The sequence below is a fragment of the Actinoplanes solisilvae genome (genome assembly GCF_003999975.1).
In the GTDB taxonomy this organism is placed as follows: Bacteria; Actinomycetota; Actinomycetes; order Mycobacteriales; family Micromonosporaceae; genus Actinoplanes; species Actinoplanes solisilvae.
This window is the reverse complement of record NZ_RJAC01000004.1, coordinates 303,969-316,515: the sequence shown is the minus strand read 5'-3', so window position 1 is coordinate 316,515 and position 12,547 is coordinate 303,969. Positions and strand designations below refer to the sequence as shown.

13 protein-coding genes are annotated in these 12,547 nt (G+C 73.6%); 8 read left to right on the top strand and 5 right to left on the bottom strand.

Translation table 11 applies throughout. The features are described 5' to 3' along the window. Positions 1–16 precede the first annotated feature (16 nt). From EER30_RS14880 to EER30_RS14855, 6 genes are all read left to right on the top strand, one after another. Positions 17–616, top strand: a complete 600-nt coding sequence (locus EER30_RS14880; protein ID WP_127501012.1) for a TetR/AcrR family transcriptional regulator — start codon at positions 17–19, stop codon at positions 614–616. A gap of 127 nt (positions 617–743) precedes the next feature. After that, positions 744–1,769: a S8/S53 family peptidase gene (locus tag EER30_RS14875; protein ID WP_164842334.1), complete on the top strand. Its 1,026-nt coding sequence runs from the start codon at positions 744–746 to the stop codon at positions 1,767–1,769. Continuing rightward, entirely contained in the window at positions 1,762–2,322 is a 561-nt protein-coding gene (locus EER30_RS14870) for an RNA polymerase sigma factor (RefSeq protein WP_127501010.1), read from the top strand. The genes EER30_RS14875 and EER30_RS14870 overlap by 8 nt, the downstream gene beginning before the upstream one ends. Next, the gene (locus EER30_RS14865; protein ID WP_127501009.1) at positions 2,322–2,768 is read left to right on the top strand and encodes a carboxypeptidase regulatory-like domain-containing protein; all 447 of its coding nucleotides are present in this window, start codon (positions 2,322–2,324) and stop codon (positions 2,766–2,768) included. Before EER30_RS14870 ends, EER30_RS14865 begins: the two co-directional genes overlap by 1 nt. Further along, complete coding sequence (locus EER30_RS49605; RefSeq protein ID WP_127501008.1) at positions 2,765–5,188, top strand: CHAT domain-containing protein; 2,424 nt, start codon at positions 2,765–2,767, stop codon at positions 5,186–5,188. The genes EER30_RS14865 and EER30_RS49605 overlap by 4 nt, the downstream gene beginning before the upstream one ends. A 64-nt stretch (positions 5,189–5,252) precedes the next feature. Further along, positions 5,253–7,172, top strand: coding sequence for a M48 family metalloprotease (locus tag EER30_RS14855; RefSeq protein WP_127501007.1), 1,920 nt, complete (start codon positions 5,253–5,255; stop codon positions 7,170–7,172). Position 7,173: 1 nt separating this feature from the next. Here the strand turns inward: EER30_RS14855 and EER30_RS14850 are convergent, their stop codons facing one another. The 3 genes from EER30_RS14850 to EER30_RS14840 form a co-directional block, all read right to left on the bottom strand. Beyond that, a complete protein-coding gene (locus EER30_RS14850; protein ID WP_164842333.1) occupies positions 7,174–8,217 on the bottom strand; it encodes a sialidase family protein in 1,044 nt (347 codons plus the stop codon). Between the two features lie 132 nt (positions 8,218–8,349). After that, positions 8,350–8,787: a GNAT family N-acetyltransferase gene (locus EER30_RS14845; RefSeq protein WP_127501005.1), complete on the bottom strand. Its 438-nt coding sequence runs from the start codon at positions 8,785–8,787 to the stop codon at positions 8,350–8,352. A gap of 18 nt (positions 8,788–8,805) precedes the next feature. Next, on the bottom strand, positions 8,806–9,462 hold the full coding sequence (locus EER30_RS14840; protein ID WP_127501004.1) for an FHA domain-containing protein: 657 nt from the start codon (positions 9,460–9,462) through the stop codon (positions 8,806–8,808). A 73-nt stretch (positions 9,463–9,535) separates the two neighbouring features. On the opposite strand from EER30_RS14840, the gene EER30_RS14835 reads away from it, so the two are divergent. Then, entirely contained in the window at positions 9,536–9,952 is a 417-nt protein-coding gene (locus EER30_RS14835) for a pyridoxamine 5'-phosphate oxidase family protein (protein WP_127501003.1), read from the top strand. Here the strand turns inward: EER30_RS14835 and EER30_RS14830 are convergent. After that, complete coding sequence (locus tag EER30_RS14830; RefSeq protein WP_127501002.1) at positions 9,946–10,959, bottom strand: LLM class flavin-dependent oxidoreductase; 1,014 nt, start codon at positions 10,957–10,959, stop codon at positions 9,946–9,948. The two genes, EER30_RS14835 and EER30_RS14830, sit on opposite strands and share 7 nt — an antisense overlap. A 253-nt stretch (positions 10,960–11,212) precedes the next feature. On the opposite strand from EER30_RS14830, the gene EER30_RS14825 reads away from it, so the two are divergent. Further along, on the top strand, positions 11,213–12,100 hold the full coding sequence (locus EER30_RS14825) for a DMT family transporter (RefSeq protein ID WP_127501001.1): 888 nt from the start codon (positions 11,213–11,215) through the stop codon (positions 12,098–12,100). Here EER30_RS14825 and EER30_RS14820 read toward each other — a convergent pair. Further along, positions 12,087–12,530 (bottom strand): methyl-accepting chemotaxis protein, encoded by a 444-nt coding sequence (locus EER30_RS14820; RefSeq protein ID WP_127501000.1) that lies wholly within the window; start codon positions 12,528–12,530, stop codon positions 12,087–12,089. The genes EER30_RS14825 and EER30_RS14820 overlap by 14 nt on opposite strands. Between the last annotated feature and the right edge of the window lie 17 nt (positions 12,531–12,547).

Sequence of the window (12,547 nt, the reverse complement as noted above, 5' to 3'; positions counted from 1 at the left end):
GAAGTAAGGTCGTCGCGTGAGTGTCGAGGCGGGACAGCGGCGCCGGCTGGAACCGGACGCGCGCCGCGAGCAGATCCTGTCGGTGGCCGTGCGCCTGTTCGGCGAGCGTGGCTACGCCGACGTCTCGACCACCGACGTGGCCCGCGCCGCCGGGGTGGCCCGCGGCCTGGTCAACCACTACTTCGGCACCAAGAAAGAGCTCTACCTCGAGGTCATCCGGGTGATGCTCACCGTGCCCGAGGGGGCGCTGACCGAGCTGCCCGAGGGCGACCTGCCGGCCCGGGTCGACGCCAGCGTCTCCTGGTTCCTCGACGTCGTCTCCCGTCACAGCCGCTCGTGGCTGGCCGCGATCACCGCCGGCGGCATGGCCGGCGACACCGACGTCGACCGGGTGATCGCCGAGGCCATCGACCGGGCCGCCGACGCTGTGCTGCAGGCCGTCGGCCGTCCGGCGCCCGGCCCGGCGCTGCACGCGATGGCCCGCTCCTATGTGGGCCTGGCCGTCTCGACCGCCCGCGAGTGGCTGCAACGCGGCGTGCTCACCCGCGACCAGGTGCACCGGCTGCTCGCGGCCACCCTGCTGACCATGGTCGAACAGGTCTTCAAAGACGCTTAGGGATCGGCTCCGTCCGTTCGGAGGGCTGCGCGGCCACCGTCCTCTGGTGACGATGGGTATCTGCGCGACTCGCAGGCACCTCGTCAAGGGTGCCCATCATTTCTTGGATTTTCTCGGAGTAACGGACATGGAAGCTGAGCGGTACAGCGCGGACACCCTGACGGCCGACGCCCCGGCCGACACGGACAAGCTCAACGACCTTCTGGAAGGCGCCGGCCTCGACCGGTTGATCGCCGGCTGCCACGACGCCGGCGGCCGGCAGGTCCTCACTGTCGCCGGCGGCGCGGCGTTCGCGGCCGGGCGGGCGCTGCGGGCGGCCGGCGCCCGCGACGTGCGGCACGACCCGCTGCTGCTCGGCGGCACGATGAAGCTCTCGGGCAAACACTGGGGGCACGGGTTCACCTGGGCGGAGCTGGCGCTCGCCCGCGAGGACTGGCCGCCCGTGCCGGAGTGGCAGGCCCCGCCCGCGGCGCTGCGGCGGCCCGTGGTGGCGTTGCTCGACACCGGCGTCGAGATCGAGCCGGGCGACTGGCTCGACTTCCCGACCCCTGACGACGACCCGTTCCTGATCCGGGCCTCGTTCGACGCGGCCCTGCCCGCTTCCGAGGGCGACGGCCGTGACGCCGGGCACGCCACCTTCATCGCCGGCCTGATCCGCATGGCCGCGCCCAGCGCCCGGGTGCTGTCGTTGCGGGTGATGAGCCCGGACGGCAAGGTGTACGAATCCACGGTGGTCGCCGCCCTGCGGTGGCTGGCCTCCTACGTGCGGGACGGCTCGCCGGTCGACGTGGTGTGCCTGCCCTTCGGCCGTGAACCGTCCGACACCGACCCGTTCGACGACATCGAGATGGCCCTCGAACCCTTCGCGGCGGCCGGGATCCCGGTGGTCGCGTCGGCCGGCAACGACCACGTCGAGGAACCGGCCGTGCTGCCGGCCGCGTCGCCGCTGGTCACGGCGGTCGGCGCCGGGTTCGGGAAGTATCACGCGACGTTCAGCAACTACGGCGATTGGGTCGACCGCTACCGCGACGGCGTCGACGTGTTCGGGCCGCTGCCGGGCGGGCGCTGGGTCAAGTGGAGCGGCACGTCGTTCGCGGCGGCCACCTTCGCCGGCGACCTGGCCCGGCCCCAGGTCTCCCGCGGCCATGTCTGACGTACGCCTGGGCGCGCTCCTCGAGCGCGCCCGGGACGGCGACCGCGACTCGCTGCGCGAACTGGTGCGGGAACTGAACCCGGTGCTGTGGCGGGTCGCCCGCGGTCAGGGGCTCACGGCCGAGGACGCGGCCGACGTGGTGCAGACGTCGTGGCTCGAACTGCTGCAGCGTCTGCACGACATCCGTACGCCCCGGGCCGTGACCGCCTGGCTGATCACCACGACCCGGCGGGAGGCGTGGCACCGGCAGCAGCGCGGTCGCCGCGACGTGCCGGACGGGGCGGGCGTGCTCGAGACCGTGGCCGACCCCGGGCCGCCGCCCGACGAGCGGCTGCTGACCGACGAACGTGATCAAGTGCTGTGGCGGCACTTCTCGCAGCTCTCGCAGCGCTGCCGGGACCTGCTCGGGATCGTGGCGCAGGTGGCGCGGCCCGACTACACGGCGATCGGGGAGGCGTTCGGGATGCCGCACGGCAGCATCGGGCCGACCCGGGGGCGCTGCCTGACGAAGCTGCGCGAGATGTTGCTCGCCGATCCGGCCTGGGGCGCGTGATGGACCCCGTCGACCGGGACATCCTCGACCGGATCGCCCGCTTCGACCCGATGCCGGCGGACCTGGACGAGCGGGTGCTGTTCACCATCGCGCTGCACGATCTCGACGCCGAGGTGGCCCGTGAGGTGCCCTCGGCGTACGCGGGCTCGGGCGCGAGGGCGGGCGGCGAACGCGCCCGGACCATCACGTTCGACGCCGACAGCCGCTCCGTGATGATCACCGTGGTCGAGCGGGACGACAACCTCGTACGCATCGACGGCTGGCTCGCCCCAGGGGCGGCGCTGCGGGTCGAACTGCGCCGCCCCGAACCCGACCCCACGCTCACCGTCACCGCCGACGACACCGGCCGGTTCGTCTTCGACGAGGTGCCGCACGGCCTCGCCCAACTGCTGATCCACGCCGGCTCCGGCTCGGGCAGGGTGGTGACGCCCTCCATGGTGCTGTGACCCTTCTTCCCGGCCGGGCCGGGCGGCTCTACACCGCCGGGGTCTCGGCGAGCGACGACGGCCGGCCCGCCCTGGCGGTGCGCCGGTTGCGGGCGGCGCTGCGCCTGGCCGGTGAGACCCCCGATCCCGTACGCGGCCGCGTGCTGATCACCCTGGCCTGGGCCGAGTCGGAGCGCGGACGCGTCGACCTGGGCTTCCGGCTGCTCGACGAGGCCGAGCCGCTGCTGCCGCCCCCGGGCCGCGCGGTGCTGCACGCCCAGCGCGCCGTGCTGCTGCACCGCAACGGCCGTCCCGAGCACGCGCTGTCCGAGTTCGGCCGGGCCCTCGCCGGGCTGACCGAGCCGCTCGACCAGATCAAGGCCCTCAACAACCGCAGCCTGCTGCACCTCGACTCGGGCCGCGTCGCCGCCGCCCGCACCGACCTGACCCACGCCCTGCGCCTGGCCCGCCGGGAGTCCCTCGACTTCGCGGTAGCCCTGTTGACGGTCAACCTCGGATATCTCGACGTCGTCGCCGGTGACCTGCCCGCGGCGCTCGGGGCGTTCGCCGCGGCCCGCGACACCTACGAGCGCACGGCCCCCGGCCGTCTGCCGTCCCTCGCTGTCGAACGGGCCCGCGCCCTGGTGGCCGCGGGCCTGTTCCGGGAGGCCGACCGCGAACTGGCCGCGGCCGTGGCTCAGGCCCGCGACCAGGGGCAGGAACACACGGTGGCTGACGCCCTGCAGGTGCGCGCCGAGGCGGCCCTGCTCGCGGGCCGTCGTGGTGCCGCGGCGTTGTATGCGACCGAATGCCGGGCGCTGTTCGTCCGCCGGGGCAACCGTCGCCGGGCCGCCCTCGCTGACCTGCTCGCCCTACGGGCCTTGCCGGTCCCGGACCCCCGCCGCGCCCGCCGCCTGGCCGCCACCCTGCGGCGTCTGTCGCTGGAGGAGGACGCCCGCGTAGCCGATCTCGTGGCTGCAGGCTTGTCCTATCGGCCCGGCGCGCTGCATCGGGCGGGGCGGCTCGACCGCCTCGACACACGGTTGCTGCGACGCCTCGTGCGGGCCGGGATCGCGCGGGCCGAGGGGCAGCCCGCCCGGGCCGCTCGGGAACTGGCCGCGGGGATGGCGGCGCTGCACCGGCACCGGGCCCGGTTCGGGTGCCTCGACCTGCAGACCGGGGCCTCGGCGCACGGCCGCGATCTCGCCGCAGCGGGGTTGGCGGCGGCCTTGGAGAGCGGCTCCCCGGCGGCCGTACATCGGTGGTCGGAGCGGGCACGTGCTCAGGCGCTGTTGCTGCCACCAGTCCGGCCGCCGGACGACCCGGCGGTGGCGGGTCAGCTCGAAGACCTGCGGCAGACGCTCCTGGCGCTGCGGGAAGCGCAGGTCGAGGGCCGGCCGGCGACGTTGCGCGGGCGGGCCGAGGCCTTGCGGCGGCGAATCCGCGAGAGCGCGTGGTCTGTGCGCGGGGCTACGAGCGGTGGCGGCGCACCGGTCTCGCTGAGTTCACTGCGTGCGAGGCTGGGCGAGAGGACGGCCCTGGTGGCGTACCTGCGCTCGGGGAACACGCTGCGGGCGCTGGTCGTGACCGGATCACGCGCGGTGGTAGCCGGCCTGGGGGAGTGGGCCACGGCCGAGGAAGCGGTGTTGCGGCTGCGGGCCGACCTCGACACCGCCGCCGGGCGCGCCCTGCCGGCCCGGCTGGCCACCGCCGTCGGCGCCGCCACCCGCCGCGACGCTGTGCTGCTCCAGCGTGTCGTGCTCGATCCGGTTGCCGCGCTGCTCGGCGACCGCGACCTGGTCGTCGTGCCGACCGGCGTGCTGATGACCGCTCCCTGGGCCTTGTTGCCGCTGTGCGCGGGCCGCCCGGTCACGGTGGCGCCGTCGGCGACGGCCTGGATGACCGCCCGCGATCAGCCGCCGTCGGCGGTCGCGCTCGTTGCCGGCCCCGGAAATCTGCGGGGAGACGAGGAAATCGCCGCGATCGCGGGGCTCTATCCGGGCGCGACCCGGCTGACCGGCGAACGCGCCACGCCCGCGGCCACCCTGGCCGCGCTCGACGGTGTGCGGCTGGCCCACGTCGCCGCGCACGGCCGGCACGAGGCCGAGAACGCGCTCTTCTCGACGCTCGACCTGGCGGGCGGTCCGGTTCTCGGCTACGACCTGCAACGCCTCGAACGACCGCCGGCGCTGGTCGTGCTGTCGAGCTGCGAGCTCGGTCTGACCGAGGTGCGGCCCGGTGATGAGACGTTCGGGATGGCGTCCGCGCTGCTCGCCGCCGGAACCGCGACCGTCGTGGCCAGCGTGGCCCGGGTCGCCGACGACGCGGCCCACGACGCGATGATCGGCTTCCACCGAGCCCTCGCCTCCGGATCGCCGCCCGCCACGGCCCTGGCGAGCGCCGTCGCGGGAACGGGCTTCGTCTGCCTCGGCGCCTCCTGAAACCGGGCCTTGTGTTCCGGGCCTTTGTGTTCCGGGCCTTGTGTTCCGGGCACGATCTCCGCCAATGTCGACTGTGGAGGCATGGATGGAGCGGCGCGAGACCCTGGATGAAGCGCACACCGCGGTCGGCGGCTGGGCGGTGCGTCGTCCGCCGTCGCCCACGCTGGGCCGCTATCTACTGGTCATGACGGTGCTGCTGCTCGGCGGCGCTCTCGCCGGGCAGATCACGCATCACGTCACGGTCGGGCCCGACTGGGCGGCTGTCACCGAGAGCTGTTTCCGGGAGGCGCACGACCGGCTGCCCGGCCCCGATCAGGCGCTCGCGCGGATGCCGCTGTTCGACGACTGCCGGGCGTACGTGGAACACCGCCTCGCCCTGTTCGCCGTCACCGGGGCCGCGCTCCTGCTCGCTGTCGCGGCCGCGGTCGCCCTGCTGCTGCCGACGATCCTGCTGCGCCGTCTCGGACCCCGCCATCCCGTCCCACCACCGATCCAGGCCCGCGCCGCCGAGATCGCCCACGATCTGGGCGTCCGCGACGTTCCCACCGTCGAGTTCGGTCCGTGGTGGCTCAGAGAGCCTTTCACCGTACGGGCCCAGGGCGCGACCCGCATTGTCCTGCCCCTGGCCGTCCGCCGCGCGGCCCACCTCGACGCTGTCCTGCGCCACGAGACCGCCCACGTCGCCGCCGGGGACGTCATGCTCGTCTGGCTGTCGCGGGGCCTGCTCTACGTGCTGCCCGTCGTCATGGCGGTCCCGCTCGTGCTCGGCGTCTTCGTCGACGCCGCCTACGTCGCGCGCGCCGCCCTGCTCTGGGTCGCGGGCCTGCTGCTCGCCCGCGCCGTGACCCGTGACCGCGAGCTCGAAGCCGACGCCCACGCCGCCCGCGCGGGTTCGGCCGACGCCCTGCTCGCCTTGTTCGCCCGTGCCCCGGCCGGTCGAAAGAAGCTGCTCGCCCTGCACCCGCCGCCGGACCACCGGGCCGCCGTCGTGGCCGACCCCGCCTGGACGGTCGGGATGCCGGCCACGGTCGCGGCGATCGCGGCGGCGCTGGCCGTGAACGTGTGGACGTCCGGCACGTCGATCGGGCTCTCCGCGTTCGTCGCGACGCCCCTGCAGCCGTACCCGTCGCTGGTGGCCGGTCTGGTCGCCGGGGCACTGCTCGCACTCACCTGGCGCCGCCCACCGCGGACCGCCCTGCTCGGACTGCTCGGCGGTGCCGCGATCGGCCTGCTCGTCAGCCTCGACCAGCGCATCCCCACCAACGTCCTCGCCGGTGACTGGCAGGACGTCATCGCCGTGCCGCTGATCCTGGCCGGGGCGGCCGGGCTGCTGACGGCGATCCGGGCGTGGCCCGTGCCCAGCGTGTTCGTCTTCGGCGGCGCCCTGTGGATCGGCTTCGACGTCGCGGTCCGGGCCCAGGTCACCGACGGCCCGGCGCTGCTCTGGACGTCGGGATTCGCCGGTGGCTGGCTCTATCCCGGGGCGGTGTTCCTGGCGGTCCTGGCTGTCGTCCTCGGGGTCCGGCGCCCGTTCGCGGCCATGACCGGCGTGCTGGCCGGGCTGGCCGCCCTCGCCGTCCGGTGGCTGGTGCCGCTGCCCGCGCTCGACCTCTACCCGGAGGCTCAGCGCGACTGGTGGACGGCCGCCGCAGCCGGGTTCACGCTGGTCGCGGCGCTGCTGCTTCTCGGGCGGGCCGCCGACGGCTTGGTCGCCGGCCCGGTCGCGGCGGTGACCGTCTCCGCCGGGGTGCTGGTGCGCTACCTGCCCGACTGGGACGACCCGCTCGACGCCGCCCGCGTCTACCTCTCCCGCCCGCTGGCCATGCTCCTGCTGCTCACCCTGACCGTCGGGGTGCTCGCGGGTCTGCTGCCGTCGCGCCCCGCGCCCCGCCGGCCCTGGCTCACCGCCGCCGGACTGACCCTCGCCGCCTGCGCGGTCGCCGGAGCCGTCCTGGCCGGCGGTGACGCCCTCCTCGTACGGTGACTCAGGCCGGGTAGGCGTCCGGGGTGGAGAAGAACCCGACGACCGTGGCGTCCTGCACGTCGAAGCTGATCGTCAGGAATCTGCCGGGCGAGACCTCGACGCTCGACGGGTTCGCCTGGTCCTTGTGACCCGAGTCGTAGAGCTGCACATCGCCGTACCCGTCCCAGCTCTTGCCCGGGTCGCGAACAAGCCGGCCGGTCGTCGCCCGGTGCTCGGAGAATCGCCGCGACACGTCACCGTAGGTCACCAGCACCTCGCCACTGTGCAGCCGCAGCGCGTGGTGCGAGGACGCGGGCATGTCGGTCGGCTGCGGCTCCGACCAGGTGTGCCCGCCGTCGGTCGAGCGGCTCAGCCAGGCCCGGTCGGCCGGCGAGTACTTCCGGTCGAGCGTCACGCGGAGCAGCGCCACAACCTCGCCGTCCTCGAGGACGGTCAGCGTCGGCTCCTGGAACCAGACGCCCTCGCTGTCGGCCACCACGACCTCGTTCCCGACGGGCCAGGTGCGTCCGCCGTCCGTGCTGCGTACGACGGTGGCCTGCTCGAACTCCTGCCCCGGCTTGCGGCCGTAGATCGGCAGCAGCACGTCGCCGTTCGGCAGTTCGGCCGCACCGCCGTGCGAGGCGGCCCAGGCCTGCGCGGCCGGGGCGAACCGGCCCTCGTCGGCCGTCATGGCCGTGCCGACCTCGGCGGCCTCGCTCCAGGTGCGGCCGCCGTCGGTGCTGCGGCGCACGAAGGTGCCGTGCGTGGTGTGCCGGGTGTCGGTGCTCCAGTCGATGACGAAGTAGCTGAGCAGCACGGTCCCGTCGGCCAGCCGGCCCATCTTCGGGTCACGGTCGTCGAACGGCCCGTCGACCGCCACCCACGGCTCCGACCAGGTCAGGCCCCCGTCGGCGCTCTCGACCAGGCTGATCCGCCCGTCCGAGCGCACATGCCCGGCGCCCTCGCGATAGCAGGCCAGCAGGCGCCCGTCGGCGAGCTGCACGATGTCGGGAAAGTGGAGCAGCAGGCCGGGTTCGGCCCGCGCCACGGTGAACGGCGTCGGCACGCTTCTACCTCCAGTGGTTGCGGCTCGCCGTCCATCTAACTCCTCGCCGGCCGAGGTGACGCGGCCGGGCCATGATGCATCGGCGAATCCCCTGGCCGACGCCGTCGACGCCCGCCTGGCCTTCCGGAACAGCTATCCGACGGTTTTCGTGTAGAACACGCGCGGTGCTGAGCGGTGGGTCTCGGTGAAGCCGCGACGGGGATAGTAGGCGAGGTTCTCGGTCATCGCCTCGTGGGTGTAAAGCCGCAGCTCGGGCACGCCCAGCGAGCGGGCCTGCTCTTCAGCGAGGGCCAGAAGCCGTCCTCCGACGCCCTGGCCGCGCACCTCGGGGTCGACCGCGAGGGTCTCCACCACGAGATGGTCGTCGGCCGGCTCGAGGTGCATCATCCCGACGACGCGCTCCGCGTCGACGGCGACCCAGCAGTGGCCCGCGGCCACGACGGCGTCGTAGTCGGCCAGCATCGGCACCGGCTTGCCGCCGACCCGCGGGATGTAGGGCATGAACGCGAGGTCGACCAGACGCCGTACGCTCGCAGCGTCGCCGGCGCCGGAGGCGAGCCGCACGTCCATGCCCCTATTCTGCCCCGCTCAGCGCTTCTCGCAGGCGATACCGTCCTTGTCGCGGTCGAGCTTGGCCCGGTTCGCCTCGTACATCTTCGTGTAGACGGTGAAGTTGGTGACCTTCTTGGTCTTGCCGCTGACCTTGTCCTTGGCGCCCTTGCGGCCCACGCCGTGCTTGAAGACCTTGTTCAGCGCGGCGCAGCGCACCCCCACCGTCAGGATGATCAACCCGGCGATCAGACCCACCCAGCGGTACGTCGTCAGCGCGCCCGCCGCAGCCAGTCCGGCCCCCACCGCGACCAGCGCCGCCGTACGCCGCTCCGGATCGCGCGGCCGTACCGGCGCACCGCCCGGGGGACACGCGAACGTCAGCCTCGTACGCCCGACCCCGATGACGTCACCGGGCCGCAGCTGTTCCTGACCGTGCAGTCGGCGGCCGTTGAGGGTCGTGCCGTTGGCGCTGCCCAGATCGTCGACCAGGAACCGGTCCCCGGAACGGCCGACGGAGGCGTGCCGCCGGCTGACGTACGCGTCGTCGAGCCGCACCTCGCAGTGCGGCGCCGTGCCGATGACGACCCCGTGCTCGCCGGGCAGGACGAAGCGGCGGGACGAACCGCCGGCGTCCACGACCCGCAGCGACGCCGGCGGGGACGGTGCCGACGGCGCGGGCCGCCGTGGGCTCATCCGGGCATGGTCCCACGTGATCACGCTGTCGCGCGGCGCCACTGCGCCTGGCCGCAGCGGATAGCATCGGGCGATGAGCGACCTGACCGCCGAGGACCTCGAGTTTCTCGCCCGTCCGTTGCACGGCTTCCTGTCCGTGGCCGCCGGCCCGCAACCGCCGCAACCGCGCCCGGTGTGGTTCGAGGCCACTCCCGAGGGCACCGTTCAGATCTTCACCGGGCCCGACACGCTGAAGGTCAAACGCCTGCGCCGCGATCCCCGGGCGTCGATCGTCGTCGCCGCCCCGGTCAGCGAGCGCGAACGCTGGATCTCCGTGGCCGGGCCCACCACGATCGAGACGGACGGCGCTCACGACCTCGCCGCCCGTCTCGCGGCTCGTTACTGGGATCTCGACGACCCGCGCCGCGCGGCCGAGCTCGCCGAGCTTCTCGACGCCGAACAGGTGCGCATCGTCATCCACCCCGAGGCCGTGACCCGATACAGCTACTGAGCGGGGGTCCAGCCGATCGCCGGGGCGATGTGCTTGGTGATCGTCTCGAGGATGCGGGCGTTGTAGGCGACGCCGAGCTGGTTCGGGACGGTGAACAGGATCGTGTCGGCGGCCTGCACGGCGGCGTCGGCGGCCAGCTCCTCGGCGATGCGGTCGGGCTCACCGGCGTACGTGCGCCCGAAGCGCGACCGCACCCCCTCGAGCAGGCCGACCTGGTCCTCCTGCTCCTGCCGGCCGAAGTAGACGCGGTCGATCTCCTCGGTGATCGGCAGGACGCTGCGCGAGATCGACACGAGCGGCGGCCGGCTGCCGGTCCACGCCCCGCGGTAGAGCGCGATCTGCTCGGCCTGGAGCTGGTCGAACGGCACCCCGGTGTCCTCGGACAGCAGCGTCGAGCTCTGCAGGTTCACGCCCAGCTGGGCGGCCCACTGCGCCGTCGCGCGGGTGCCGGCGCCCCACCAGATGCGGTCGCGCAGGCCGGGGGACTGGGGCTGGATCGCCAGGCCGCCGCTGACGCCGGTGCGGGCCGGGTCGGTTTGCGCGACCGCCGTGCCCGAGATGGCGTCCAGGAAGATCTCGGTCTTGGATCGGGCCAGGTCGGCGGCGGTCAGACCCTCGGGCGGCTCGTAGCCGAAGACCGACGCGCCGTTCAGCACCGACTCGGGGGACCCGCGGCTCACGCCCAGTTGCAGCCGTCCGCCGCTGATCAGGTCGGCCGCCGCGGCCTCCTCGGCCATGTAGAGGGGGTTCTCGTAGCGCATGTCGATCACGCCGGTGCCGATCTCGATGCGCCTCGTGCGCGCGCCGATCGCGGCCAGCAGCGGGAACGGCGAGGCGAGCTGCCGTTCGAAGTGGTGCACCCGCACGAAGGCGCCGTCGACGCCCAGCTCCTCGGCCGCCTCGGCCAGCTCGATGGTCTGCAGCAACGCGTCGGCTGCGGTGCGTGTCTGCGAACCGGCCGCGTTGCGCCAGTGCCCGAACGACAGAAACCCGATCTTCTTCTTCACGTCTGCGCCAACCTCACCGGCGCTCCGTCGATTCCCGCGGTCAAGACCCCGGGCGTACGCCGGTGAGCACCCTCGCCTACCATCAGCTCATGCGCCGACGACTCTTCGTCATCTCGCCGCCCCGCTCCTGAGCGGGACGGCTGACCAGCCCTGACGCGTCCGGTCCTTCCATCGACCCGCCGCGCATCGGCGCATCTCACCATCGTCCCGCTTCCGCGACCGATCCGATTCCTTCGTCGCAGGAGCGCTTCCCTTGCTTGTCGATCTTCAAAAACCCGTCAAATCGTACGGTCTCTGGTACCTCGTCGCGGCCGGCTGCCTCTGGGGCACCGGCGGCGTCACCGGGACCCTTCTCGCCCGTGAGGCCGGCCTCGGCTCGCTCGCCGTGGCCGCGGCCCGGCTCGGGGTCGGCGGCCTGCTGCTGGTCGTCCTGCTCGTCCTCACCCGCCGGCCGTTCCCGGCCGGGCGGGCCGCCTGGACCCGGGTCGTCGTGCTCGGGGTACTCGCGGCCCTCTTCCAGGCGAGCTATTTCGCGGCGGTCGCGCGCACCTCGGTCAGCCTCGCCACGCTGCTGACCATCGGGGCGTCGCCGGTGCTGGTCCTGCTCGTCGAGGCGGTGACCGGCCGGCGCCGCCTCACGCCGAAGGTTGTCGCCGCGACCGGGCTCGCGCTGGCCGGTCTGACGCTGCTGGTCGGCCGGCCCCAAGGAGATCTCGACCTGGCCGGGGCCGGGTTCGCGCTGCTGGCCGCGGCCGGATTCGCGACCATGACCCTGGTGGCCGCCCGCCCGGTCGACGGACTGGATGAACTGGCCGCGACCGGGTTCGGGTTCACGCTCGGCTCGATCATTCTCGCGCCGCTCGTCCTCGTCGGCGGGCTCACGTTCACGGCGTCCCCGGCGGCGGTGGGGCTGCTGCTCGTGCTCGGGCTCGGGCCGACAGCGATCGCGTACGCCGCGTACTTCCGGGGTCTGCGTACCGAACCGGCCGGCACCGCCGCTCTGATGGCGCTGCTGGAACCGCTGGTCGGGACGGTCCTGGCCGTGCTGATCCTGGGGGACCGGCTCGGGCTGGCCGGCTCGATCGGGGCGGCCCTGCTGATCGTGGCGCTGGTGCTGGAGAGCCGCCTCAACGCCGAGTGAGCTGGAACTGATCGACGATTCCCTGCAGCTCGCGGGACATCTCCTCGAGGTGTCCCGCGGTCTGCTGGGCCTCGGCCACCCCCGCCGACGTCACCTGGGCCGCGGTCGCCACCCCGGAGACGTTCTGGGCGATCTCGCCCGACCCGGTGGCCGCCTCGCCGATGTTGCGGCTCATCTCGGCCGTCGTCGCGGTCTGCTCCTCCACGGCCGCGGCGATCGTCGTCGAATGCTCGTTGACCTGGCCGATGATCCCGCTGATCCGGTCGATGGCGGCGATCGCGGTGATCAGCTTGACGACCTCGCCGATCTCGGCACTCGACCGGCTGAGCTGCCCGATCGTCTCGCCGGCCTCGCGGGCACTGTCCACACCGGTCGCGGCGACCCCGGCGGCCTGGCCGTCGTCGGTGGCGCCGGTGACGCCGCGCAGCACGTCGAGGGCGTAGCCGT